This window comes from Pacificoceanicola niger (genome assembly GCF_048553275.1).
Lineage (GTDB): Bacteria > Pseudomonadota > Alphaproteobacteria > Rhodobacterales > Rhodobacteraceae > Pacificoceanicola.
In genome coordinates, this window is record NZ_JBLZMW010000007.1 from 177,104 (window position 1) to 201,792 (window position 24,689).

At 61.3% G+C, this 24,689-nt stretch carries 20 protein-coding genes and 3 pseudogenes; 13 read left to right on the forward strand and 10 right to left on the reverse strand.

Annotated features, from left to right (window positions below; translation table 11 throughout):
• Positions 1-46 precede the first annotated feature (46 nt).
• From ACN2XU_RS11385 to ACN2XU_RS11440, 12 genes are all read left to right on the forward strand, one after another.
• The gene (locus ACN2XU_RS11385; protein ID WP_419410561.1) at positions 47-1,351 is read left to right on the forward strand and encodes an ABC transporter substrate-binding protein; all 1,305 of its coding nucleotides are present in this window, start codon (positions 47-49) and stop codon (positions 1,349-1,351) included.
• A gap of 221 nt (positions 1,352-1,572) precedes the next feature.
• On the forward strand, positions 1,573-2,439 hold the full coding sequence (locus ACN2XU_RS11390; protein ID WP_419410562.1) for a carbohydrate ABC transporter permease: 867 nt from the start codon (positions 1,573-1,575) through the stop codon (positions 2,437-2,439).
• Between the two features lie 13 nt (positions 2,440-2,452).
• The gene (locus ACN2XU_RS11395) at positions 2,453-3,283 is read left to right on the forward strand and encodes a carbohydrate ABC transporter permease (RefSeq protein ID WP_419410563.1); all 831 of its coding nucleotides are present in this window, start codon (positions 2,453-2,455) and stop codon (positions 3,281-3,283) included.
• 48 nt (positions 3,284-3,331) lie between these two features.
• Positions 3,332-4,336, forward strand: a complete 1,005-nt coding sequence (locus ACN2XU_RS11400) for an ABC transporter ATP-binding protein (protein ID WP_419410564.1) — start codon at positions 3,332-3,334, stop codon at positions 4,334-4,336.
• 66 nt (positions 4,337-4,402) lie between these two features.
• A complete protein-coding gene (locus tag ACN2XU_RS11405; protein WP_419410565.1) occupies positions 4,403-5,875 on the forward strand; it encodes a mannitol dehydrogenase family protein in 1,473 nt (490 codons plus the stop codon).
• A gap of 33 nt (positions 5,876-5,908) precedes the next feature.
• The gene (locus ACN2XU_RS11410) at positions 5,909-6,568 is read left to right on the forward strand and encodes an HAD family hydrolase (protein ID WP_419410566.1); all 660 of its coding nucleotides are present in this window, start codon (positions 5,909-5,911) and stop codon (positions 6,566-6,568) included.
• A 4-nt stretch (positions 6,569-6,572) separates the two neighbouring features.
• A complete protein-coding gene (locus ACN2XU_RS11415) occupies positions 6,573-8,147 on the forward strand; it encodes an FGGY-family carbohydrate kinase (protein WP_419410567.1) in 1,575 nt (524 codons plus the stop codon).
• A 12-nt stretch (positions 8,148-8,159) separates the two neighbouring features.
• Positions 8,160-8,906: an HpcH/HpaI aldolase family protein gene (locus ACN2XU_RS11420; RefSeq protein ID WP_419410568.1), complete on the forward strand. Its 747-nt coding sequence runs from the start codon at positions 8,160-8,162 to the stop codon at positions 8,904-8,906.
• Positions 8,907-9,031: 125 nt separating this feature from the next.
• Complete coding sequence (locus tag ACN2XU_RS11425) at positions 9,032-10,006, forward strand: glycosyltransferase family 2 protein (protein WP_419410569.1); 975 nt, start codon at positions 9,032-9,034, stop codon at positions 10,004-10,006.
• Between the two features lie 8 nt (positions 10,007-10,014).
• The gene (locus ACN2XU_RS11430; RefSeq protein ID WP_419410570.1) at positions 10,015-10,410 is read left to right on the forward strand and encodes a GtrA family protein; all 396 of its coding nucleotides are present in this window, start codon (positions 10,015-10,017) and stop codon (positions 10,408-10,410) included.
• Entirely contained in the window at positions 10,407-11,180 is a 774-nt protein-coding gene (locus tag ACN2XU_RS11435) for a class I SAM-dependent methyltransferase (protein ID WP_419410571.1), read from the forward strand. The genes ACN2XU_RS11430 and ACN2XU_RS11435 overlap by 4 nt, the downstream gene beginning before the upstream one ends.
• The gene (locus ACN2XU_RS11440; RefSeq protein WP_419410572.1) at positions 11,177-12,550 is read left to right on the forward strand and encodes a hypothetical protein; all 1,374 of its coding nucleotides are present in this window, start codon (positions 11,177-11,179) and stop codon (positions 12,548-12,550) included. Before ACN2XU_RS11435 ends, ACN2XU_RS11440 begins: the two co-directional genes overlap by 4 nt.
• A 240-nt stretch (positions 12,551-12,790) precedes the next feature.
• Here the strand turns inward: ACN2XU_RS11440 and ACN2XU_RS11445 are convergent.
• Positions 12,791-13,978 (reverse strand): annotated as a pseudogene (locus ACN2XU_RS11445) (IS256 family transposase); the annotation flags it as partial.
• A 2-nt stretch (positions 13,979-13,980) separates the two neighbouring features.
• A pseudogene (locus ACN2XU_RS11450) lies at positions 13,981-14,379 on the reverse strand (transposase); the annotation flags it as partial.
• Between the two features lie 76 nt (positions 14,380-14,455).
• Here ACN2XU_RS11450 and ACN2XU_RS11455 point away from each other — a divergent pair.
• Positions 14,456-15,386: pseudogene (locus ACN2XU_RS11455) on the forward strand (IS5 family transposase).
• Between the two features lie 136 nt (positions 15,387-15,522).
• Here the strand turns inward: ACN2XU_RS11455 and iolB are convergent.
• The 8 genes from iolB to ACN2XU_RS11495 form a co-directional block, all read right to left on the reverse strand.
• Positions 15,523-16,320, reverse strand: coding sequence for a 5-deoxy-glucuronate isomerase (gene iolB, locus ACN2XU_RS11460; protein WP_419410573.1), 798 nt, complete (start codon positions 16,318-16,320; stop codon positions 15,523-15,525).
• On the reverse strand, positions 16,313-16,516 hold the full coding sequence (locus ACN2XU_RS11465; RefSeq protein ID WP_419410574.1) for a hypothetical protein: 204 nt from the start codon (positions 16,514-16,516) through the stop codon (positions 16,313-16,315). The genes iolB and ACN2XU_RS11465 overlap by 8 nt, the downstream gene beginning before the upstream one ends.
• A 1-nt stretch (position 16,517) precedes the next feature.
• Positions 16,518-17,423 (reverse strand): myo-inosose-2 dehydratase, encoded by a 906-nt coding sequence (iolE, locus tag ACN2XU_RS11470; protein WP_419410575.1) that lies wholly within the window; start codon positions 17,421-17,423, stop codon positions 16,518-16,520.
• A 21-nt stretch (positions 17,424-17,444) separates the two neighbouring features.
• Positions 17,445-19,286, reverse strand: a complete 1,842-nt coding sequence (gene iolD / locus ACN2XU_RS11475) for a 3D-(3,5/4)-trihydroxycyclohexane-1,2-dione acylhydrolase (decyclizing) (protein ID WP_419410576.1) — start codon at positions 19,284-19,286, stop codon at positions 17,445-17,447.
• A 93-nt stretch (positions 19,287-19,379) separates the two neighbouring features.
• A complete protein-coding gene (locus ACN2XU_RS11480) occupies positions 19,380-21,284 on the reverse strand; it encodes a bifunctional 5-dehydro-2-deoxygluconokinase/5-dehydro-2-deoxyphosphogluconate aldolase (protein WP_419410577.1) in 1,905 nt (634 codons plus the stop codon).
• 59 nt (positions 21,285-21,343) lie between these two features.
• Positions 21,344-22,342 carry an inositol 2-dehydrogenase gene (iolG, locus tag ACN2XU_RS11485; protein ID WP_419410578.1) on the reverse strand — a complete coding sequence of 333 codons (999 nt, stop codon included), beginning with the start codon at positions 22,340-22,342 and terminating at the stop codon, positions 21,344-21,346.
• 86 nt (positions 22,343-22,428) lie between these two features.
• Positions 22,429-23,262, reverse strand: a complete 834-nt coding sequence (locus tag ACN2XU_RS11490) for an ATP-binding cassette domain-containing protein (RefSeq protein WP_419410579.1) — start codon at positions 23,260-23,262, stop codon at positions 22,429-22,431.
• Positions 23,263-23,274: 12 nt separating this feature from the next.
• On the reverse strand, positions 23,275-24,360 hold the full coding sequence (locus ACN2XU_RS11495) for an ABC transporter permease (RefSeq protein WP_500797239.1): 1,086 nt from the start codon (positions 24,358-24,360) through the stop codon (positions 23,275-23,277).
• Positions 24,361-24,689 lie beyond the last annotated feature (329 nt).

Genomic DNA, 24,689 nt, shown 5'->3' on the forward strand with positions numbered 1-24,689 from the left:
AATATTTGCCCATGAGCCAAGCAATCGCTCAATTCGGGAGGAATTCATGAACACCACGATCCGCGCTCTTCTGGGCGCAACGGCACTCACCGCAACCGCATTTTCCGCGACTGCAGAAACATTGACCATCGCAACCGTGAACAACGGCGACATGATCCGCATGCAGGGGCTGACCGACGACTTCACCGCAAAGACCGGACACGAAGTCGAATGGGTCACACTGGAGGAGAACGTCCTGCGTCAGCGCGTGACCACCGACATTTCCACCAAAGGCGGCGCATTCGACATCATGACCATCGGCATGTACGAAACCCCGATCTGGGGTGCGAACGGCTGGCTGGTGCCGCTGGACGATCTCAGCGAAGACTATGACGTGGATGACATCCTGCCCGCGATGGCAGGCGGGCTGAGCCACGAGGGCACTCTCTATGCCGCGCCTTTCTATGGCGAAAGCTCGATGATCATGTATCGCACCGACCTGATGGAAAAGGCCGGTTTGGAAATGCCGCAGTCTCCGACATGGGACTTCATCCGCGAAGCGGCAGCCGCCATGACCGACCGCGAAAACGACATCAACGGCATCTGCCTGCGCGGCAAGGCCGGCTGGGGTGAGGGCGGCGCCTTGATCACAGCAATGTCCAACTCCTTTGGCGCGCGCTGGTTCGACATGGACTGGAACGCCCAGTTCGACACAGAGGCCTGGGCCAACACCCTGAACTTCTACAAGGGCATGATGGACGAGTCCGGCCCCGCCGGTTACGCCACCAACGGCTTCAACGAGAACCTCTCTCTGTTCCAGCAGGGCAAGTGTGGCATGTGGATCGACGCGACGGTCGCGGCCTCCTTCGTGACCAACCCGGACGACTCGACCGTCGCGGACAGCGTCGGCTTTGCCCTCGCGCCGAACACCGGCCTTGGCAAGAACGCCAACTGGCTTTGGGCATGGGCGCTCGCCATTCCGGCAGGCACCCAGAAAGAAGCCGCCGCCAAGCAGTTCATCGAGTGGGCCACCTCCAAGAGCTACATTGATCTTGTTGCCGAGAACGAAGGCTGGGCGAACGTACCTCCGGGCGCGCGCACCTCGCTCTATGAGAACCCGAACTACATGGAAGTTCCCTTCGCCCAGATGACGCTGGACTCGATCCTTTCGGCGGACCCGAACAACCCGACCGTAGACCCGGTTCCCTATGTCGGCGTCCAGTTCGCGGCCATCCCCGAGTTCGCCGGCATCGCAACCGAAGTGAGCCAGGAGTTCTCCGCAGCTTACGCCGGTCAGCAGACCGTCGAAGAGGCGCTGGAGAAGGCGCAAGCGATCACCAATGATGCAATGGAAGCAGCGGGCTACCGCTAACGCCTTCCCGTCCGGGGGCGGCCTGCGCGCTGCCCCCGGATGTTCCTGCCCTTCGGGAAACGGCAACCGCAGTTGTCTCGCCACGATCCCGAGACTGCGCCGCGCGGCCCGGTCTTGCAGATCCAGCCGGTCCAGGACTTGCCTTGATCCCTTTCTCACTGGCCCGAAACGCCCGCCAACCGCGGCGGCACATGACCCGCTACACTTGGGAGGATGAAGACATGGCGACGCAACAGTCGCGGTCCGCAGCCCGATTGATGATGGCTCCCGCCGTTGTCCTGCTGCTGGGGTGGATGCTCGTTCCACTCATCATGACGCTCTACTTTTCGTTCAAGAAATACCTGCCACTGCGCGGCGGTGATCTGGGCTGGGTGGGCTTCGAGAACTACGTCCGCTTCGTGACATCCAGCGCGTTCTGGCCCTCGGTGCAAACCACGCTGATCATCGTTGGCGGCGTGCTGGCGATCACCATCTGCCTCGGTGTGCTTCTGGCGATCCTCCTCGATCAGCCGATGTGGGGGCAAGGTGTTGTCCGCATCCTCGTCATCGCCCCCTTCTTCGTCATGCCCACGGTTTCAGCGCTGGTCTGGAAGAACATGTTCATGGATCCGACCAATGGCCTGCTTGCGCATTTGTGGCGCTTCTTCGGGGCCGAACCGGTCCAGTGGCTGTCCCAGGCTTCCCTGCCCTCGCTGGTGATGATCGTCAGCTGGCAGTGGCTGCCCTTCGCGACACTCATCCTGCTGACCGCGATCCAGTCGCTCGACAGCGAACAGCTCGAAGCGGCGGAAATGGACGGCGCGCCCGCAATCAAGCGCTTCTACTACATCATCCTGCCGCACCTCAGCCGGGCGATCACAATCGTGATCCTGATTCAGACGATCTTCCTTCTGGGCATCTTTGCCGAGATTTTCGTCACCACCGGCGGCGCCTTTGGCACCAAGACCCTGTCCTACCTGATCTTCCAGCGCGTGTTGGAAAGCCAGAACATCGGTCTCGGCTCGGCCGGCGGTGTCTATGCAATCATTCTCGCCAATATCCTTGCCATCTTCCTGATGCGCATCGTTGGCAAGAACCTGGACGCCTGAGGAGGGCCTGACCATGGCACGCGCTGTCACGACAAAACGCAAGTCGATCAACACGGCAATCGCATGGGCGATTGGGCTGCTGATCTTCTTCCCGATCCTCTGGACCATCCTCACCAGCTTCAAGACAGAAGCCCAGGCGATCAGCGATCCGCCGATCTGGTTTTTCTTCGACTGGACGCTGGAGAACTATTCGGTGGTGCAGGAACGCTCCGACTACATGCGTTTCCTTTGGAATTCGGTCATCATCGCGGGGGGGTCCACCATCCTCGGCGTGATCATCGGCATCCCCGCCGCCTGGTCCATGGCCTTCGTGCCATCGAAAAGGACCAAGGACATCCTGCTCTGGATGCTCAGCACGAAAATGCTCCCGGCGGTCGGCGTACTCTACCCGATCTACCTTTTGTTCATCAAACTCGGCCTACTGGACAGCCGCTTTGGTCTGGTGATCGTCCTGATGCTGATCAACCTGCCGATCATCATCTGGATGCTCTACACCTACTTCCGCGAAATTCCGGGCGAAATCCTCGAAGCGGCGCGGATGGACGGGGCATCGCTGCGTGAAGAAATCCTCTATGTGCTCACGCCCATGGCCATTCCCGGCATCGCCTCGACGCTCTTGCTGAACGTGATCCTGGCCTGGAACGAAGCCTTCTGGACGCTGAACCTCACAGCTGCCAACGCGGCGCCGCTGACGGCCTTCATCGCCAGCTATTCGTCCCCCGAGGGCCTGTTCTACGCCAAACTTTCGGCGGCCTCCGTCATGGCCATTGCCCCGATCCTCATCATGGGCTGGTTCAGCCAGAAACAACTCGTCCGCGGCCTCACCTTCGGCGCAGTGAAATAACGCGCTCAAGTAGCAAAGCGGTAGCGCAATACACAAGGAACCACTGACATGGGACGCATTACCCTCGACAAGGTGACCAAAAGCTTCGGTGAAGTGAACGTCATCCCGCCGCTGGACCTGACCATCGAAGACGGAGAATTCGTCGTCTTCGTCGGCCCCTCCGGTTGCGGCAAATCCACCCTGTTGCGGCTGATTGCCGGGCTTGAGGATGTCACCTCCGGCCAGATCCGCATCGACGGCAACGACGCCACCGCCCTGCCGCCAGCCAAGCGCAGCCTTGCCATGGTGTTCCAGAGCTACGCCCTCTACCCGCATATGACCGTGCGCAAGAACATCGCCTTTCCGCTGAAGATGGCGGGTGTGCCGGAAGAGGAGCAAAAGCGCCGCATCGACGCCGCGGCCAAGGCGCTCAACCTCGCGGATTACCTCGACCGCCGCCCCGGGCAGCTTTCCGGTGGTCAGCGCCAGCGCGTCGCCATCGGCCGCGCCATTGTGCGCGAGCCAGCCGCGTTTCTCTTCGACGAGCCGCTGTCGAACCTCGATGCGGCGCTGCGGGTGGGGATGCGGATGGAAATCTCCGAACTGCACAAGAAACTCGACACGACGATGATCTACGTCACCCACGACCAGGTCGAAGCCATGACCATGGCCGACAAGATCGTGGTGCTTCAGGCCGGTGTGATCGAACAGGTCGGCAGCCCGCTCGATCTCTACCGCGCTCCGCGCAATCGCTTTGTCGCAGGCTTCATCGGCTCGCCGAAGATGAATATCTTCGAGGGTCCCGAGGCGGCCAAACACGATGCGCATGCCATCGGCATCCGCCCCGAACACCTGCAGGCCTCCAAGACCGAAGGTTTATGGCAGGGCACAGTCGGCGTCTCCGAACACCTCGGCTCGGACACCTTCCTTCATGTGCATGACACCGGCCTCGACGAGACCATCACCGTGCGCGTCGGCGGCGAATTCGACGCTCACCATGGCGACGCCGTCTACCTGACGCCCGAGGCGGACAAGATCCACCGCTTCGGCGCCGATGGCCTGCGTATCGATTGAGACGCGCCGGGGCTGGCCAATCCCTGCCCCGGACCGCTGCAACCCCTCCGACCTGTGGGAAAGACTATGACCCTCAAACTCTCCAACGCCACGCTGCCCGATCTGCCGGACACTGTCGGACGCCCCGGTTATGACCGCCGCTCCCTGAGTGCAGGCATCGTACATTTCGGCGTGGGCAATTTTCACCGCGCCCATCAGGCAACCTACCTCGATTCGCTCATGAACAAGGGCGAGGCACTGGATTGGGCGCTGGTCGGGGCGGGCGTCTTCGACGGCGAAAAGAAGGGGCGCGCAATCCTGCAGGCACAGGACTGGCTCACCACTCTAGTCGAGCAGGAGGCAGGCCATTCCGACGCCCGCGTCCTTGGCTCCATGATCGACTTTATCGAACCCGGCAACGCCGCGGCCATCGTGGACCGCCTGGCGCAGGCCGATATCCGCATCGTCTCCATGACGATCACCGAAGGCGGCTATTTCCTTGATTCAAAGGATAATTTCGACCCAAAGCATCCCGCAATCCAGCACGACGCACAGAACCCGGACAACCCAAAGACCGTCTTTGGCATGATCCTCTGCGCGCTCAAGTCCCGCCGGGACAAGGGCCTTGCGCCCTTTACCATCATGTGCTGCGACAACATTCCCCACAACGGCGATGTCACCCGGCGCACGTTGACCGGGCTGGCGCGGCTGACCGATCCGGCACTGGCTGACTGGATCGAGGTCAACGTCGCCTTCCCGAACGCCATGGTGGATCGCATCACCCCCGCCACCACCGACCGCGAGCGTGGCATCCTGCGTGACGCATTCGGCATCGACGACGGCTGGCCCGTGTTCTGCGAGGACTTCACGCAATGGGTGCTGGAGGATAATTTTCCCCTCGGCCGTCCGCCGCTGGAAAAGGTCGGGGTGCAATTCACATCCGACGTCATCCCCTTCGAACTGATGAAACTGCGCATCCTCAACGCCGGGCACGCCATCATCGCCTACCCGGCGGGCCTCATGGACATTCACTTTGTCCATGAAGCCATGGAGCATCCGCTGATCCGCGCTTTTCTGCGCAAGATCGAAGAGGAGGAGATCATCCCGCTCATTCCGCCGGTGCCGGATACAGACACCTCTGCCTACTTCGACAAAATCGAAGAGCGTTTCTCCAACCCCAAGATCGGCGACACCATCCGCCGCCTTTGCCTCGACGGAACCAACCGCCAGCCGAAGTTCGTCATTCCCGCCGTGCGCGACGCGCTCGCGGCGCATGCCAGGTTTGACGGTCTCGCGCTCGAATGCGCGCTCTGGTGCCGGTATTGCGCCGGAACGACCGAATCCGGCGCCAACATTGAAGCCAACGACCCAAACTGGGACGTTTTGGTCCCACTCGCCCTCGAAGCGAAGGACAGACCGCAAGCATGGCTTGAACAGGACGCCGTTTATGGTGACCTTGCGCAAGACGAAGCCTTCGCCCAACGGTTCGCCCATTGGCTCGACGCGCTCTGGAAAGATGGAACCAAGGCGGTGCTGACCCGCTATCTCGAAAGCAGTTGAGTAATGATGGATGGCAGGATGCAGGGGAGGTTGGTGATCTTCGATTGTGACGGTGTGCTTGTCGACAGCGAACCCATCTCTCTTGCCATCACCCTTGATCAACTCGCCGCTCTGAAGTGCCCGATGACCGAGCAGGAAGGCTATGACCAGCTGCTCGGCAAGTCTGCTGCATCCAACGCCGCTTGGCTGCGCGAGGCTTGCGGCGTCGAACTGACCGAAGCCCAGATCGATGAAATGCGCGAGGCGCTCTACACCCGGTTTCGCGCTGACCTGGAACCAATTCCGGGTGTGCTCGACGCGATCCGCGCGCTGCCATGGCCGGCCTGTGTCGCCTCTTCCTCGCAACCCGATCGCATTCACCTTTCGCTCGCACTCACCGGCCTGTCGGAGCTGCTGGAGCCCTTTGTCTACAGCGCCACCATGGTTGAAAACGGCAAACCCGCGCCCGATCTCTTTCTCTATGCCGCCCAGCAACGCGGCGTCCCGCCCGAGCGCTGCATCGTCGTCGAGGACAGCCCCGCCGGGGTCACGGCGGCCAAGGCGGCAGGCATGCGGGTCATCGGATTCACCGGCGGCAGCCACGCCGGTCCGGCCAACCTGCATGATAAACTTGCAAAACTCGCGCCGGATGCCATCATCGCGACCATGCGGGATCTACCACAGCAAATCGAAAAACTGACCAACGTCCGGTGACTTCATGACATCCCATGTCTGCGCCGTGGACGTCGGAACCCTAAGCGCCCGCGCGGCCATCTTTTCGTCGGAGGGCACCATGCTCTCGCGCGAAGTCGTCGGCTTTGCCGTGCACGAACCGGACAGGGCCCACGCCGAATACGCCTCGGATCAGATCTGGCAGGCGGTCTGTGCGGCCACCCGCGCCGCAATCGCCACTTCGGGCGTCGATCCGGGCACCATCGCGGCGCTCGGCTTTGATGCCACCTGCTCGCTGGTCCTGCTTGATACGGCCCACACCCCGCTCTCCCTCGGAGAGGGAGGGCGCGATACCATCGCCTGGTTCGATCACCGCGCCGTCCACGAGGCCGACCTGTGCACCGCCACCGGCGCCGACCTGATCCGCCACCTCGGCGCGACCATGTCGCCAGAAATGCAATCGCCCAAGCTGCTTTGGCTCAAACGCCAGCGTCCCGACCTTTGGGCACGGCTCGGCTGGGCCGGCGATCTCGCCGACTACCTCGTGCTGAAGGCCACCGGCATCAGCGCCCGCTCTATCTGTACCAGCGCCGCCAAATGGCCTTTCCTGCCTGACGCAGGCGGCTGGCAAACCGACTTCCTTGCCCAAATAGACCTCGCTGATCTGCCTCAAAAAGCCGGCCTGTCGGACAGCCTTCTCCCGGTCGGCACCGCCGCAGGCAAGCTGACCCCGCAGGCCGCCCAAGCGCTCGGCCTGACACCCCGGACCACTGTCGGCGGTGGCATCATCGACGCCTTCGCAGGGGCCTTGGGCACGCAGGGTCTTTTTCGGCAAACCCCCGACACCCCGCAACAAACCCTGATCACCGGCACCTCGAACTGCATCATGTCAATCGGGACCGAGCCACTCTATCGCTCCGGCATCTGGGGCCCCTATCTCGGCGCCGTGCTGCCCGGAAAATGGGTCAGCGAAGGGGGACAATCCGCCGCCGGGGCTCTGCTCGACTATATGCTTGATACATGGCCGCGCGCCGCCAGCGAACCCCGCCCAACCCACGCGCAAATTCTGCGCCGGTTGGAGGCGCTGATCGCTCAAAACGGCCCAACCTTCGCCAACCACATCCATGTTCTGCCCGATTTCAACGGCAACCGCGCGCCTCTGTCTGATCCGCTGGCCAAGGGTGTCGTCAGCGGCCTCACTCTTGATCGCAGCTTTGACGGCCTTTGCGGCCTCTACTGGCGCTCCGCCCTGTCTCTCGCGCTCGGCGTGCGGCAGATCATCGAACACATCGGCGGCCAATCCGGCACGCCCGCCGATCTCGCCGTGGTCGGCGGCCTGACGCAAAGCGATCTGCTGACCCAGCTCTTCGCCGATGTCACTGGCCGCCGCATCCTGAGCCAGCGCCGTCAGGATACAGTCCTGCTCGGCACGGCCACCATGGCCTTCGCCAGTGTGCAAGACGCACCCGATCTGACTTCCATCGCCCGCGCCATGGCACAGGAACCCTCGATCTTCACCCCCGATCCCGCCGCGCAGGCCGCCTATGCCCTCGATTACCGGGCCTTCCTCAGGATGCAGGACCACCGCGCCGAACTCACCGCCCTCAACCGGCCGCAATAGCAGGACTTTCCCATGGCTGACTTGCCCAAGAACACCTTCAAGGCCGCACTCAAGACCTTCACTCTGCAACGCGGGCTTTGGTGCACGATGCGCGATCAGCTCGCCGCCGAGATGATGGCCGACTGCGGCTTTGACTGGATGATGTTCGACACCGAACACTCGCCTCTGGACTCCATCACTTTACTGCCATTGCTACAGGCCGTCGCCCCCTATCCGGTCACGCCCATCGTCCGCCCCACCTGTCTGGACGCCGCCGAGATCAAAAAGCTGCTCGACATCGGTGCGCAGACCATCCTCGTGCCCTACATCCAATCCCCCGAAGAGGCACAGCAGGCCGTTGACGCCGTTACCTATCCGCCAGCTGGCATCCGCGGCGTCGCGGGCCTGACGCGGGCCACCCGCTTTGCAACCATTCCGGGCTACCACAAGAAAGCCCGCGAAGAGATCTGCCTGCTGCTGCAAGTCGAAACCCGCGCCGCCATGGACCGGATCGAGGAAATCGCCGCTGTGCCCGGCGTTGATGGCATCTTCATCGGCCCCGCCGACCTCGCCGCCTCGCTCGGCTATCCCGGAGAGCCAACCCATCCGGACGTGATCAAGGCCGTTCTCGACTCGATCCGCCGCATCCGCGCCGCCGGGTTGCCACCAGGCATCCTCACCCTCTCCCCCGATGTGCGGGAGCAGGCCATCGAAGCCGGCGCTGTCTTTGTCGCAGGGCACCTCGACCTTGCCGCTCTGCGAAAGGGCCTGACAGCCTGAGAGATGACCACGCTCGGACCGGTCGGATTAACCGGGACCAATTTCACACAGATGTCCGATCCCTGCCCCAATTGAAGCACAGTAGAGCATTAATCATTTTCCAAGCAGCAGTGGAGAATGCCGTAATGCTCGTGTCGATTGTGGTCCCGTGTTTCAACGAAGAGGAGATGGTTCCCTTCCTGGTGGATCGCCTCGCCGAGGCCGTCGAACCTTACAAGGACCAGACGGAAATCCTGCTGGTTGATGACGGGTCGACTGATGGAACGTGGGCTGCCATAGAAGATGCAAGGCGCACTTGCCCACAACTGGTTGGGCTTCGCCTTTCTGCCAATCGCGGACACCAGATCGCTTTGACTGCCGGTCTGGAGGCGGCAAAGGGCGATCGGATTTTCATGCTGGATGCGGACCTGCAAGATCCGCCGGAGCTGCTGCAGGACATGATGCGCCTGATGGATAGCGGCTATGATGTTGTCTATGGTCGACGGATCGAACGTCAGGGGGAAACTCTGTTCAAACGGGCCACCGCTCATGCGTTTTATCGGCTACTGAATGTGATGTCCGACGTCGACATTCCAAAAGATACCGGTGATTTCCGCCTTGTTAGCCGCCGCGCTCTCGATGCTGTCCTGGCCATGCCGGAGCGCGCGCGGTTTATTCGCGGTATGTTCGCCTGGGTCGGGTTCAACCAGGTTGGTATCGAATATAGCCGCGCTTCACGCGAATACGGTGAAACCAAATACCCTTTCCGCAAAATGCTGCGTCTTGCAACGGATGCCATGACCGCTTTCTCGACCAAGCCGCTGAAGCTGGCTACGGAGCTGTCCTTCTTCAGTCTGGGTGTTGCAGGGTTGATGATGATCTATGTGATCCATTCATTGATCGTCTATCAAACCGCTCCGGGCTGGGCCTCTATCGTTTTGGCCATCAGTGCCTTTTCCGGGATTCAACTTCTGACCTTGGGAATCATGGGAGAATATATCGGCCGGCTTTATGTCGAGGCCAAGGGCCGCCCCCTGTATTACGTTTCAGAACAGGTCGGAGACGCCGAGGCCAAAAGTGGCTCGCAAGACGCGCAAGTCAATCTCCGTTCCTTGGCCTGACTATGGTCATGCAATCCACACTCTTCCGATTTGCTCTCGTAGGGGCAACGGTGGCGGGTCTTTATATCGCCCTGTACATTACTCTTCTTTGGGTCGGATTGCCAATAATCGTCGCCAATGCCGCGGCCTTTGTAGTAGCGGTGTCGTTTCAGTATCTCGCCCAAGCGCGTTTCACTTTTGCAAAACCCGTCGGCGATACACGTCAGGTTCTAAAATTTACCGTGATGGTTGGAATTGGCTTCATGACGTCAGCAGGTATTACCGGCTTTCTGGGCCCTAAGCTTGGCCTGAGTCACGGGGTATCTGCCCTGTTGGTCACAATTATCTTGCCAATTCAGAACTATCTTCTCATGTCTCTTTGGGTTTTTGCCAAAGGGTCTGTGCAACTGGAAAAAGCGTCATGACTCACATCTACAACAACACGTTTTTCGACTATATTGATCAAGGTGCGCAGCGCTCGGCGCGCAGTCTGATCGCCAAAATGGGTCCGATCCTTCAACCGCAAAGCGTTCTGGATCTCGGGTGTGGCAGAGGTGTCTGGCTGAATGAATGGGCGCGATCTGGCGCCCGGACGGTTGCTGGCGTTGATGGCGATTATGTGGACCGTAAGCAGCTCACTATTCCACAGAAAAGTTTCATCGCGGCCGATCTAACCCGCCCGATCGAAACAGGACGCCGTTTTGATCTTGCCCAAAGTTTGGAAGTGGGCGAACACTTGCCTGGATCCGCGTCTGATACTCTGATCGACAGCCTAACCAATGCCTCCGATCGGGTATTGTTTTCGGCAGCCGTCATCGGACAAGGCGGTGAATTCCATATCAATGAACGGCCGCTTTCCTTTTGGCAGGGATTATTCGAAGAACGTGGATATCACGCAATAGATTGCGTGCGCCCAAAGCTCAAGAATGCCACCGGCGTTGAGCCTTGGTACCGTTTCAACACCGTTTTGTACGTTAATGAGGCAGGCAGAAAAGGTTTGCCGGATGATGTGCTTCGCCACTCAGTGCCTTATGGTCAAAAGCTGGCCAATGGCGGCAATGCGTTGTGGAAATTGCGCCGCGCTGTTGTCACGCATCTACCGCAAAACGCTGTGACACGCATAGCTCAGGCCCGTGCATGGCTGATTGCGACACGGGCATCCCGTTCCGCCAAAGAGGCAAATGCTGTATCATGACCCTGATCGACAGCTTGCCAAATACAGTTCCGGTTTCTGATCACGCGCAACGGACGCGCATTTTCCCGGTTTTGACCGCAGCGCTGTTGAGCATACTGATTATTTCACTGCCAAATCTTTTGGATCCAATCATCCGTCACGATGATTATCCGGCGTACTTTGGTGACGCTGCAACTTTTTGGGAAAAGACGCTGCATGAAGGACGATGGCTCAACTATGTCTGGCATCTTCGTGGAATAGAGACACCTGCGTGGCTGAACTTCTCAGTGTATCAAGCTCTTTGGGCTCTTTTTGCTGCAGCAACTGCCATGGCGGCGCTTGGGAAAAAGGGACCGGGATGGTTTTCGGTTGTTCTGGCTTTACTGATCCTCGTGGCCCCGCCTGCATCGCTGATCTCCTTGTGGTTTAATACTTTGATCCCAGGTCTTGCGATTGTTTCTTTGTATGCTGTCTTAGGTTGCTATTTGCCTCCCACCAAACTTCGCATGCTGTTGCCGGTTTTTGTCGTGGTCAGCTTTATGGCCTATTCGACATATCCGTTGCTATTGCTCGCTATTGTTTTGGTCCGCAGCGATGAAAGGTCACTGAAAGACTTGGCGAGTATCCTTGTCTTGTTCATTTTCAGCTTCGCACTCGCGGTATTAACGGCATATAGCCTGAATTGGCAGATACACGGGATCTTTGGTGTGCCTTTGGCAGAATGGCGCGATGGTAATCCGGCCACAGATTTCGATGGCCTACTCGCAAACCTGCCGCGTGTAACGCAATCCGTCTCAGACTTTTTGGTCAAAACAGCGTTTGAGTTCAAACCGGCGGTCGTTTTTCACATTGGGATGTTGATGGCAGCCTCAATCGTGTTGTGGCGGAATGCCCGGCTGGAAGCGCTTTACTTGCATGCCGGCCTTTGGATGGGTCTTGGCCTGATGACGGTACAGATCAGCAAACTTGGTGTGATTGCGCCACCGCGCGCCTTTATATTCGTCTGGGTTTTTTATGCTTTGCTGATTGTGCGGGCTTCAGAAATTCTTACGCAAAAAGGCGGCCTGTCGGGACGGATGGCTCGCAATTTCGTTTTGTTGATCCTTGGGAGCTACTTGCTACAAACATTTACGCAGTACTCGACTTATCGCCCATGGCAGCAAGAAACCCGTAGATTGGCGACAATAGTCGCATCCGCGCAGGAACCGATTTATTTACAAGGACAGGTACTTCAACTCCCATCGGCCAAGGCAGCCTTCATCCAAACGGAAACGGCTCTCATCTCTCGTATGCGTCAACTGACGGGCCGCGACACGATTTTGTGCCATACCGATTTAGCCGCATGTGAACAGGCGAAGCTAGGCGGCGGAACTGTGATAGATTTGGAATAAGCCCCGCCCGGACCTTGGATATCTTCGATCCAGGGGAGCCTTTTCCGTTGGCTGCGGGCTGTCTTTGTTGCCCAAATCGATTTGAGGGTGTGCTTCTTGACCTGATACCCGTTTCCTCCTCCGGTTTGAGGTAGAGTCCGACCCAACAAAGGATACGGACGTCATGAAGAGATCACGATGAAGTCCCGGCAAGCGGTGTATCTCGCCGCGGGCCTCGCGCTCAGAGGCCGGCCGGTTTGGTCATTCTGTCTGCGCGGCAGGCAGGCTGACAGTTAGATCATCGCAGATGGGCGAAAGCGTTTCCAGTGTCATGTGTTTGGCGCGCGGGACGGTCCATTCCTCGGCCTGCTCCATCAGGATCGCGCCGACGAGGCGCCGGATCGAATCCTCGTTCGGAAGTCAGGGCATGACTGCCACTGGCTCGAAGCAATGCCCGAACGTCCACAACATCCGTGCGCGCTTGATCTCACCGTTCAGGCGTTCTATCGGATTTGACGAATGCGACTTTGTTCGGTGCTGGGCGGGGAAGGTCATGTCTGCCAGCACGCCCTCTTCGGCCGTGTCCATCAGCGTCGCGAGCTTCGGCAGCTTGGGTCGCATCGGATCCGAAACTAGCCGCCACTATGCCTTGGCCGTAGCATGGTCCGGCTGGCCCAAGGCGGTCGCGATGAAGGCTGAGACCACCCGGCGACTGCTCTTGCCGGCATGGGCAAGGGCTTTGCGCTGGAAGTGGACCCAGTATCGCTGCCAGCTCGTGGCAAGGACCCGGACCGTCGCGGCCTTGATCCCTTCATGCGCGTCATCATTCACCAGCTTCACGCCGCTGAGGCCGCGGCGGACGAGATCGCGCAGGAACTCGGTCCAGAAGGGCTCGGCGTCTGACGCGCCGATCGCCATGCCCAGCACCTCGCGTCTGCCGTCCGTGTTCACGCCCACCGCGAGCGTGACCGCGACGCTGACGATCCTGCCGCCTTGGCGGACCTTCAGGCAAGTGGCGTCGATCCAGAGGTCAGGCCAATCGCCTTCGATAGGCCGGGTCAGAAAAGCATCGACACACTCATCGATCTCTTCGCACTGGCAGCTGACCTGGCTCTTCGAGATACCGCGTTCGTCTGGGTGACCGTCCACTGGACGTTCACCTGATCCTCCTCACCCCATCGCCAGCACTAGGTCGTCCATCGAACGCATCGAGACGCCATGAACATTGGCTTACCGGATCACGGCTGTCAGTGCCTTTTCAACCGAGCGCCGTGGCTCGAGAAACGAGGGAAAGTAGGATCCCGTGCGCAAACGCGGAATGCGTAGCTCGACGCTGCCGACCCGCGTCTGCCAATCCCGGTCGCGGTAGCCATTGCGTTGCGCCATGCGCTCACTGCTCTGCTCGCCGTAGTCGGCGCCGGTCTTGGAGCCGACCTCCAGCTCCATCACGCCCCCTTTTTTGCCCGCAGGCTGAAGGCTGTGCGGTGCGCCTTGAGATGGCTTGCGTCCAGTGCCCGGCAGGGCATCACGGAGAGGGGATCATGACGGTGCTCGTTTCGGCGCCCCTGATCGGCCAGTTCGACCAGGATCCTGGCGAAGACGCCCATCTTGCTCCACCGACGCCAGCGGTTGTAGAGCGTCTTGTGCGGGCCGTATTCCCCGTTCGGGTCGGCCTCGAACCGGTGGCGGCTCGACCCTCACCATCAAGCCAGCGCAAACCATTGCGATTAATGAAGATAATCCCGCCAAGCTCGCGCCTGTCATCCTCCCTCGGGCGACCACGGCTCTTCGGGAAAGAAGGGACGCAGACGCACCATCTGCGCCTCCGTCAGCCAGAACAAATCGCTCATGATGCAGGTCTCCACGACGCCCCGGCATCACCTTGTCTGTCAAATCTTAATGAGGCCGGAGCCTAGATGCCATGGCATGCCAAAGTCTTCCGACACCCGTTACTGGACGTTAAGTTGGTCCGACTATAACGCTTCTCTGAAACGGCGAAGATCATTGTCCGTCTGGTTCGATCCGGACATGTCCTGGCGGGCAGCCCGAAGTGGCCAGCGCGGTCATCTCGAGACCTTCTCCGACAGTGCGATCCAGACCTGTCTCACGCTGAGTATCTTGTTCGGCCTGCCGCTTCGCCGGATCGTCGGTCTGGTCGCAAGCCTTATCGAGATAGCCGGGCTCGACTGGCCTGTGCCGGACTATTCGAATTTGAACCGACGTCAGGCTCAGATGCACGTGCAGATCCCGTATCGGCGTTCAGACAAGCCGCTGAACCTCCTGACCGACAGCACCGGCATTCGCTTTCGCGGCAACGGGGAATGGCTTGCGCAAGCATGGTGCGACGCGCAGACACGAATGGCGGAAGGTGCATCTGGCAATGGACACGACCACTGGCGACATCCACGCATTCGAATTCACCTCGAGCAGGTAGGGCGACAGCCCGATCCTGCCGGAGTTACTTTCGCGGATCCCGGCCGAAGAGGGTATCGAGACAGTCACAGCCGATGGCGCCTATGACACACGCCGTTGCCATGCGGCGATCCTCGAGCATGGGGCGGAGCCCATTGTCCCGATCCGTCGCAATGGGCGAGCGTGGAAGCCGGACTGCCCCGCAGCGAGATCGCGAAACGAGATCCTGAGGGCGACGCGCTGCATGGAGCGATTGATCTGGAAGAAATGGGCAGGCTATCACGCCCGAAGTTGCGTCGAATCTTAGATGAACCGCCTGAAGCTCTTTGGCGAACGGATCATGTCACGTGACCCCGACCGTCAGACCGCCGAAACTCAGATCCGCATCGCTATCATGAACCGCTGCTCGACCCTTGGAAGGGCCGAGATCGAAGCCATTGCCTGAGCCCACCGGGGAAATGGGCAGAGCATCGTCTCCTCCGATTAGCGCATCATGGCCAACCTTACTTGAACATGACCCACCGCGAAGCAGTAAATGCCAGCCGCCTTCAGGCGAGCAAGCCATCACGGAACGACGTTCCTCACTTCATCAAATGTGCGACCGGCGGCGCGGCGATGAACCGCCATTTCCGCAACGGCCCGGCCATCACGTTGAGGTAATACAACTCGAACCCGTAGGGCGCGCCGCAGGGGTGGTGGCCGCGGGGCACCAGGGTCACGTCGCCATCATGCACCGCCATCGTCTCGTCCAAAAGCAGATCGTCCGTGTAGACACGCTGCACGGCGAACCCGTCAGCGGGGTTCAGACGGTGGTAATAGGTCTCTTCGAGATAGGTGATGTTGGGGAAATCGTCCTCGTCATGGCGGTGGCTGGGGAAGGACGACCAGTTGCCGGCGGGGGTAAAGACCTCTGTCACCAACAGGCTGTCGCAGTAGTCCTCGTTCTCCATCGCGATGTTGTTGATATAGCGGGTGTTCGTGCCCTCGCCGCGCTGGGTCAGCTCGATCCCTTCTGGGCCGACCTTGCGCGCCGCGTGACCGCCCGTGCCGGGGGCTGCGCAGACGGCAATCACGCAATTGGTCGTGGCCTCGGCGGTCCAGTCGGTGCCATTGGGCAGGTACAGGGAATGCGGCGGGGTCTTTTCAAAGACATCCATCCGCTCGCCGAGTTCGCCCCAGTCCTGCCCCGCGCCGGTGAACCTGGCCTTGCCCTCGACCACCACGAGGATCACCTCGGTATCGCCGGTCTGCTCGGAGACCACATCGCCCGGGCGCAGCCGGTAGAGGCCAAACCCGACGTAGCGCCAGCCTGCGGCCTGGGGCGTGATCTCGTGGACCTTGCCATGGGTGCCAAACGGTTTGCGAAGAAGATCAGTCATCAGAGGTCCTTTCGTCATCGACCGGTGTCCATGTCAGCAGCAGGACATAGCCCGCCCACAGGCCAACCGCGCCGAACATCATCGCCCAACCCGGGCTGCCGGTCAGCAACTCGACCAGCGCCCATCCCAGCGCCAACACCACGGTCAGGACGCGGCGCCATGCTGGATTGAAGAAGGGATAGCGCAGGTCGAACATCTTATTGCTCCACGGTCAGGCCGGACTTGTTGCAAATCTCGACGATATGGTCGAAGCCCAGTTTGGAGTAGTCAAATGGCGGCGCCTTGGCGGGGTCCTGTTCGGCCTCGACGACGATCCAGCCGTTGTAGTCCATCGCCGCTAGACGGTCAGTGATCGCCTGGAAGTCAATGCAGCCCTCGGGGTCGCCCGGCACGGAGTAGACGCCAGCGGCGACGCCATCGAGAAAGCTGCGATCCTCGGCCCGGACCCAGTCCAGCACCGGCTGGCGGACATCCTTGAAGTGGACGTGGCGCACGCGGTGCCCCCATTTGTCCAGCACGGCCAACGGATCGGCCCCGGCAAAATGCAGGTGGCCGGTATCATAGAGCAGGTGCAAGTCGGGGGTCGAGCCCTCCATCAGCCAGTCGATATCCTCGGCGTCCTGGATCATCGCGCCCATGTGGTGGTGATAGGCCAGTGGCGTGCCGCGATCCGCCGACCACTTGGCCAGCTCGGACAGTTTGGCGGCATAGGCCAGCACCTCGTCTCGGCTCAGCTTGGGGCGGCGAGACACGGGCGTGCCCTGATCCCCCTGAATGGTGTTGGAACACTCGGCATAGACGATGCAGGGTGCGTTCAGCGCGGCGAACTGATCGACCTGCTGCCGAATGGCGTCCTGCTCGGTCGCCAGATCATTCACCATCAGGTTGCCCGAGCACCAACCGCCACAAAGCGCCACCCCGTAGCGATCCAGATAGGCGCGCAGCCCGTCGGTATCGGCGGGCATCCGGCGGCCCCGCTCGACGCCCATGTAGCCAATGCGCCCAGCATCCTCCATCGCGCCTTCGGTGGTGAAGGCGGCGGTCAGCTCGGGCAGGTCATCGTTCTGCCAGGCGATCAGCGAGATGCCGATTTTTACTTTCATATCAGTGTCTTTCCTGAGAGGTCAGTCGACCAGCCGTTGTTGCATCCGGTTTTCAAGGTAGGCCGCATAGGCCGCGCGCACGCCCTCGCGGTCGCTGACCGCAGGCACCGCCACGTCCCACCAATGACCCGCCTCGCCAAAGCCCGGACCCTCGGCCGGGTTGGTCTCAATCACGATCACCGTGGGCCGGTCGCGGCCCCGCGCATGGGCGATTTCGGCTTCGAGGGCTGGAATATCGGCGGCCTTGACCGCAAGGGCCCCCATGCTGGCCGCGTGGGCCACGTAGTCGATCTCGGGCTGGGCCACGATATTCGACGTTGCGTACAGGTTGTTGAACGACGCACCACCGCAACCCAGCGTCTGCAGCCGGTTGATGCAGCCATAGCCCCGGTTGTCGGTCAAGACGATGGTAAAGGGCACCCGCCGCATCACCGCCGTCGCCAGTTCGGAATTCGCCATCATGTAGCTGCCGTCACCGACAAAGCAGATCACCTCGCGCTCGGGCGTGGCCAGCTTGAGGCCCATGGCGCCTGCGATCTCGTAGCCCATGCAGCTGAAGCCGTATTCCATGTGATAGCCGCCTTGGCTTGCCTGCCACAGCAGCTTGAGCGCCCCGGGCATCGTGCCCGCCGCGCACATCGCCACGGCGTCCTCACCGGTGGCGCGTTGCACCGCGCCGATCACCTCGGCATCGAGCGGGCGGTCGCCTTCGCCGCCCGCACGCGGGGCGCAGTGGGCAGTCACGGCCTCCAGCCAGTCGCTGCGCAGCTTGGCATCGGGCGCGCCGGCCGTGTGGTCGCCAAGCGCCGCGCCGATCTTTTCCAACGCGACCTTGGCATCGGCCACCAGCGGCACCGCGCCATGTTTCACCGCGTCATAGGCCGCGACGTTGATCGACACCAACCGCCGCGCGGGGTTCTTGAACAAGGCCCAGGACCCGGTGGTAAAGTCCTGGAACCGCGTCCCCACCCCGATCACCAGATCGGCGTTTTCGGACACCGCATTCGCCGCCGCCGAGCCATCGACACCGGACGCGCCAAAGTTCATGGGATGCGCCTGCGCGAGCGCCGACTTGCCCGCCTGCGTTTCCACGACGGGGATCTGGTGCCGGGTCGCAAACGCCCCCAAAACCTCCTCGGCGCCGGAATAGATCACCCCGCCGCCGCAGAGGATCACGGGATTTTTCGCAGCACGGATCAGCTCGACCACTTCGGCCAGCTCGCCCGCGTCAGGCTCGGGCCTGCGGATGCGCCAGACGCGCGGCTCAAAGAACGCCTCGGGGTAATCATACGCCTCGGCCTGCACATCCTGACAGAAGGATAGCGTGACCGGACCGCAATTGGCCGGATCGGTCATCACGGACATGGCGCGCGGCAGGCAGGTCAGCAGATGCTCGGGCCGGGTGACCCGGTCAAAATACCGGCTGACCGGTCGGAAGCAATCATTCGCCGAAACCGTCCCGTCGTCAAAATCCTCGACCTGCTGCAAGACCGGATCGGGGCGACGGTTGGCAAACACATCGCCCGGGATCAACAGCACCGGCAGACGGTTCACATGCGCCAACGCCGCGGCGGTCACCATGTTCGTGGCCCCCGGCCCGATGGAGGACGTCACCGCCATCGCGCGGCGCCGCTTCGACGCCTTGGCAAAGGCGATCGCTGTATGCGCCATGGTCTGCTCGTTCTGGCCCCGCCAGGTCGGCAGAGCCTCGCCGACATCGTGCAACGCCTCGCCCAGCCCGGCCACGTTGCCATGGCCAAAGATCGCCCAGACTCCGTCGATGAACCTCTCCCCGTCATCCGTCATCTGCACCGAAAGCCACTTCACCATCGCCTGCGCAGCGGTCAGCCTGATCGTTCCCATCTCGTCCTCCTCAAAAAGACACGCCCGTCTATTCTTTGGTCCCCAAATACCTCGAGGGGGCTCCGAAGGAGCGGGGGCAGAGCCCCCACCCCGTCACCCGCGCGCACTGTCCCAGATATCACACAGGCGAGCATAGCGCCCGGCCATCATTGCAACCGCATCCGCATCCGACATCTCGCCTGCCATCCACGCCCGCGCCGCGTCGCCAAAGATCGTCCGGCCTACTGCAAAGCCCTTGACCAGCGGCTGTTTCGCCGCCAGCGCGAAGGACGCCGCCAGTTCATCTTCCGGCGCGTCCAGCCCCAGCACCACGATGCCGTAGGTGCGCGGGTCGTTGCGTTCGATGGCGTCCACCGCGTTCTGCCAGGCCGCCTCGGTCCGGAACGGTTCCAGCTTCCACCAGTCGGGATAGACGCCCGCATCGTAGAACTGCTGGATCAGCGTGGCCGTCGTCATGTCGTCCACCGGGCTGACCTTGGACGGAATCACCTCCAGCAGGAATTCCAGCCCCGCTCGCCGCGCGGCGGTGAACAGGCGCAACACGCGTTCCTCCTGCAGCGCCCGCAAGGTTGCGTCGTCGTCCGGGTGGCAGAAGACCAGCAGCTTGACCACGTCCTCGACCGCCCATTCCTTCAAGCGACCAAAGTCGATGCCAAGGTCCTTTTCAAACTGGATCGGGCGCGAGCCGGGGTCCTCGGTCGGGCGGCCGATCCACAGGCCGGAACCGCTGGCCCGGTGCAAGGCCGACCGCCCGATGCGGTTGTCGCACAGGATGCCAAAGCCGGGACCACCGCCCTGCACCTTCAGGGCCGCGTCAAGGCACAACTCCTTGAACGCGCTCCCCTTCTCGGGGGTATACCCGTCCATCTCCTCCAGCTGCATCCGGTGGTCAAAGGCAAAGGTCCGCAGCACATCGCCCGGCGCGCCGGGGCGGGTGTGGCGGGTCGTGGCCCAATGCACCTGCTCCAGTTCGACATCGTTGCGCAGGTCGGGCTGCACCACCCCGCGCTCAAAGAAGAATTGCAGTTCCTCCCAGCTGGGATAGGCCGGGGTGCAACCATGGCGCGACACGGCAAAGGCCCCGCAGGCATTGGCGTATTTCAACGCCACAGGCCATGCCTCGCCATCCAACCAACCCTTGAGCAGACCGGACATGAAGCCATCGCCTGCCCCAAGCACGTTGAACACCTCGATCGGGAAGCCGGGGCCGGTTTGGCCATCGTCGAGGCTGTCGGGAATGTCGCCTTCAAAGGCCACTGCCCCCATCGGCCCGCGCTTGCAAACCAGCGTGGCGCCGGACACGGCCCGCACCGCGCGCAGCGCTTCGATGGTGTCGGTGGACCCGCCAGCGATGTGGAACTCCTCCTCAGTGCCGACGATCAGATCGAAGAGGTGCAGCGTGGATTGCAACTGGGCCGTCACCTCGGCGCTTTCAGCAAAGCGGCTTTCGCCGTCACCATGCCCCAGAACGCCCCAGAGGTTCGGACGGTAGTCGATGTCCAAAGCGGTCCTCACCCCATTCTCACGCGCAATCGTCAGCGCCTTCAGCACCGCCGCCCGTGTCCGTTCGTTCGACAGATGCGTCCCCGTCGGCACCACGGACCGCGCCGATTTGATGAACTCCGGGTCGATGTCATCCTCGCACAGCGCCATGTCGGCGCAGTTCTCGCGGTAGAAGATCAGCGGAAACTGTTCCTGGTCGCGGATGCCAAGGATCACCAGCGCGGTCAGCCGGTCGGGATCGGTCACGACGCCCTTGGTCTCGACCCCCTCCCGCCGCAGCTGTTCGAGGATGAACCGCCCCATGTGCTCGTCGCCCACGCGACTGATCAGCGCCGACCTGAGCCCAAGCCGTGCCGTCCCGCAGGCAATGTTCGTCGGCGAGCCACCAATGTATTTGTCGAAGGACGACATGTCCTCCAACCGCCCGCCAATCTGCGCGCCATACAAATCAACGCCAGCACGGCCTATCGTGATTACGTCCAATGGTTTTGTCATTGGGGGGCTCCCGTCAGTAAATGCACCGGATCACTTGGGAACCGGCGCGGGGTATCGTTTCAGCATGCGGACAAGCTGACGGCTTGGCCTGTCTTTGCGGACTGCAAAGCGGCATCTGCCAGTTCCAGCGCACGCAGACCGTCAAGGCCGGTCGTCGGTGTCGCAGCGCCGCTTTGAACCGCTTCGACAAAAGCGGCGATCTCGGCCGCATAGGCGGCGGTGTAGCGCGACATGAAGAAGTTCAGCAGCGGCGGCTTGGTGTAGCCATCGCCATTGGCAATCTCGATGTTCGCTTCGCGCTGGTTCATCGCCGAGACCGAACCGCCCGAGCCATGCACCTCGATCCGCTGGTCGTAGCCATAGGTCGCGCGTCGGGTATTCGTGATGGTGCACTGCTTGCCGGACGCCGTGCGCAGGATGACGTTGACGCTGTCATAATCGCCCAGCTTGCCGATCTCGGGATCGGTCAGGACCGAGGCCTGCGCCATCACCGTTTCCACCTCTTCGCCCAAGAGCCAGCGCGCCACGTCGAAATCGTGGATCGTCATGTCGCGGAAGATGCCGCCGGAGCTTTGGATATAGGCGGGCGGCGGCGCGCCGGGATCGCGCGAGGTCAGCGTGACCATCTCGACCTTACCGATGCGACCCTCGTCGATGGCGGCCTTTAACGCGCGGAAATCAGGATCGAAGCGGCGTTGGAAGCCGACCATCAAGGTGCCGTTTTCCGCCGCAACGGTTTCGATCACCTGACGGGCACGGGCCACGTCCAGATCGACGGGCTTTTCGCAGAACACTGCCTTGCCGGCCTTGACGAAGTCTTCGATCAGGTCGGCGTGGGTGTCGGTGGGCGTGCAGATGATGACTGCATCAATGTCATCGGCCTGCCGGATCTCATCGATGGTGCGGATCTCGCAGCCATACTGATCGTGAAGGGCCTGTGCCGCCGCCGCGACTGCGTCAGCAACGGCGACAAGCGCCGCGCCAGGAACTGAGGCAATGGCGCGCGCATGGACCTGTCCGATGCGGCCGGCGCCGAGAACTCCGAATTTGACTGTCATAGTTTTCCTCATGACGGGCACAGCCCGGTTGCGCACTGAAGGCGCGCGGCCTGCAGTGAATGTCTGTAGAAGGGCGAAAAAGCCAATTACGCTGCGTCAGCGTATTCGGGCTGAGTCTTCGCACCTGTGATATAGGCCACCACGTCCTCGCCGGTGATATCGCCAGCGCGAATGTCGAGATTGGCGCAGATTCTCCCACGGCGGAACACCACGATCCGGTCGCAGAGGTCCATCACTTGCCGCATGTTGTGGCTGATGAGGATCAAGGGTTCACCCTGCTCTTTCAACGTGCGGATGATGTTTTCGACCTGTGCGGTTTCCTGCACCCCAAGCGCCGCCGTGGGTTCGTCCATGATGGTCAGCTTGGAATGGAAGGTCGCGGTGCGGGCGATGGCCACACATTGCCGCTGGCCGCCGGACATGCGCTCGATCGTGCCCCGAATGTTGGGGATTTTTACACCGGTTTTCTCCAAAGCGCCGATCGTACGCTCTCGCATCGACTTGTAGTCGAGGATCGAAAAGGGCCCGAACTTGAACTTCACCAGCTCACGGCCAAGGAACAGGTTGTCGGGCACGTCCAGTTGATCGGCCAGCGCAAGTGTCTGGAACACGGTCTCGATGCCGGCATTGCGGGCATCCATCGGATTCTCGAAATACACCGGCCTCCCGTCAAAGATAACATCGCCGCGCGTGCGCTGTTCGACCCCGGTGATCTGCCGGACGAAGGTGGACTTGCCCGCGCCGTTATCGCCCATGATCGCCACGTGTTCGCCTTTGCGCAGGGTGAAATTCGCATCTTGAAGCGCATGCACGCCGCCGTAATGCTTGGTCAGGCCACGGGTTTCGAGGATCACCTCGCCCGAGGGCGCTGCGCCATGGGAGAAGTCGGTGCTATGGATGTCTGTCTGTACGTCGCTCATCGTCTCTCTTCCTTATCCGCTCGTTGCGGCCCGTTGACGGCGCCACTGGTCGAGCACAACGGCCGCCACGATGATCGCGCCCTTGACCATTTCCTGATAGTACGCGTCGAGCCGAAGGTAGGTGAAACCCGAGATGATCACGCCAAAGATCAGCGCCCCCAGCACGGTGCCCACGATTGAGCCACGTCCGCCAGCAAGGCTGACGCCGCCGATCACGGTCATGGCAATCGCGTCGAGTTCATACATCACGCCCATACCGGCCTGCGCCGTCAGGTTCTTGGACGCCAGCACCAGCGCCGACAGGCCCGCCAGCATCCCGGCAATCGTGTAGACCAGCACCTTGTGGCGGTCGACCTTGATGCCCGACATGCGCGCGGCATCCTCGTTAGAGCCAATGGCATAGGTGTGCTTGCCGTAGATCGTGTATTTCAGGATCAGGTGGAACAGGATTGCGAGGCCAATGAAGATCAGCACCGGCGACCAGCCCGCCAAACCGTTGCCGATGGCGGCGAACGGATCGGTCGGGAAGGAAATGGGTTGCCCCTTTGACCACCATTTCGCCGCGCCGCGCGCTGCGACCATCATGCCCAGCGTGGCGATGAAGGGCGGGATCTTTGTATAGGCGATGAGCAAGCCGTTGACGGCCCCGGCGAGGATACCGATGGCCAAAGCCACAAGGATCGGAACGATGACTGGCAGGTCCATGAAGGCATCGCCAAAAACCGCCTTGGGGTTCGGGTTGCCGTTCACCAGTGCCGTCTGCGCAAAGCTCATCGCCACCATTGCCGTCAGGCCTACGACCGAGCCGGGCGACAGATCGATCCCGCCCGAAATGATCACTTGGGTCGAGCCGATGGCGATGATGCCGATGATCGAGACCTGAAGGATGATGATCTTCAATCGGACCATGTTCAGGATGGTGCCGTCCCGCGCCGTGTTGAAATCGAAAAGCAGGCTTTGGCCGTTCATGTAGGGCAGAATCTGCCCCAGAATTTCGAAAATCGCGATGATGGCGATCAATGCGATGAACACGTTCATCTCGTTCGGCCAAGCGCGTTTCTTTGCGTCGAACGTCAGCCCGCCGATACCGTGGGACATCTCGGACATCCTGTTTCCTCCCTGTTGCGCGACCTTGTCATAGCGACCGGGCGCAGTATTGGCGCGACCATCCTTGATCTGATCAGATCAACTTCTGAGCCACCATCCCGGTCCCGCGCGACAACCGATGCCGCGCGCGTCGTCTCACCCGTGCTTTCCCGCGAGAAAATCGGGAGAGCGGAGCCGAGATGGCTCCGCCCTTGCATTGCGTTTGCAACGATCAGTTCTTCGACGTGTAGCTGTCGAGATTGGCCGGCGTCACAAGCTCGAAGGGGATATAGACCTTCTGCGCCACGTCCTCGCCCCTTGCCAGTTTCAGCGCCGCATCC

What these genes read in the sequence shown, in the direction of transcription:
- ACN2XU_RS11385 (WP_419410561.1), top strand. Translation starts at nt 47, where the DNA reads ATGAACACCACGATCCGCGCTCTTCTGGGCGCAACGGCACTCACCGCA.
- ACN2XU_RS11390 (WP_419410562.1), top strand. Translation starts at nt 1,573, where the DNA reads ATGGCGACGCAACAGTCGCGGTCCGCAGCCCGATTGATGATGGCTCCC.
- ACN2XU_RS11395 (WP_419410563.1), top strand. Translation starts at nt 2,453, where the DNA reads ATGGCACGCGCTGTCACGACAAAACGCAAGTCGATCAACACGGCAATC.
- ACN2XU_RS11400 (WP_419410564.1), top strand. Translation starts at nt 3,332, where the DNA reads ATGGGACGCATTACCCTCGACAAGGTGACCAAAAGCTTCGGTGAAGTG.
- ACN2XU_RS11405 (WP_419410565.1), top strand. Translation starts at nt 4,403, where the DNA reads ATGACCCTCAAACTCTCCAACGCCACGCTGCCCGATCTGCCGGACACT.
- ACN2XU_RS11415 (WP_419410567.1), top strand. Translation starts at nt 6,573, where the DNA reads ATGACATCCCATGTCTGCGCCGTGGACGTCGGAACCCTAAGCGCCCGC.
- ACN2XU_RS11420 (WP_419410568.1), top strand. Translation starts at nt 8,160, where the DNA reads ATGGCTGACTTGCCCAAGAACACCTTCAAGGCCGCACTCAAGACCTTC.
- ACN2XU_RS11425 (WP_419410569.1), top strand. Translation starts at nt 9,032, where the DNA reads ATGCTCGTGTCGATTGTGGTCCCGTGTTTCAACGAAGAGGAGATGGTT.
- ACN2XU_RS11430 (WP_419410570.1), top strand. Translation starts at nt 10,015, where the DNA reads ATGCAATCCACACTCTTCCGATTTGCTCTCGTAGGGGCAACGGTGGCG.
- ACN2XU_RS11435 (WP_419410571.1), top strand. Translation starts at nt 10,407, where the DNA reads ATGACTCACATCTACAACAACACGTTTTTCGACTATATTGATCAAGGT.
- ACN2XU_RS11440 (WP_419410572.1), top strand. Translation starts at nt 11,177, where the DNA reads ATGACCCTGATCGACAGCTTGCCAAATACAGTTCCGGTTTCTGATCAC.
- iolB (WP_419410573.1), bottom strand. Translation starts at nt 16,320, where the DNA reads ATGACTGATCTTCTTCGCAAACCGTTTGGCACCCATGGCAAGGTCCAC.
- ACN2XU_RS11465 (WP_419410574.1), bottom strand. Translation starts at nt 16,516, where the DNA reads ATGTTCGACCTGCGCTATCCCTTCTTCAATCCAGCATGGCGCCGCGTC.
- iolE (WP_419410575.1), bottom strand. Translation starts at nt 17,423, where the DNA reads ATGAAAGTAAAAATCGGCATCTCGCTGATCGCCTGGCAGAACGATGAC.
- iolD (WP_419410576.1), bottom strand. Translation starts at nt 19,286, where the DNA reads ATGGGAACGATCAGGCTGACCGCTGCGCAGGCGATGGTGAAGTGGCTT.
- ACN2XU_RS11480 (WP_419410577.1), bottom strand. Translation starts at nt 21,284, where the DNA reads ATGACAAAACCATTGGACGTAATCACGATAGGCCGTGCTGGCGTTGAT.
- iolG (WP_419410578.1), bottom strand. Translation starts at nt 22,342, where the DNA reads ATGACAGTCAAATTCGGAGTTCTCGGCGCCGGCCGCATCGGACAGGTC.
- ACN2XU_RS11490 (WP_419410579.1), bottom strand. Translation starts at nt 23,262, where the DNA reads ATGAGCGACGTACAGACAGACATCCATAGCACCGACTTCTCCCATGGC.
- ACN2XU_RS11495 (WP_500797239.1), bottom strand. Translation starts at nt 24,360, where the DNA reads ATGTCCCACGGTATCGGCGGGCTGACGTTCGACGCAAAGAAACGCGCT.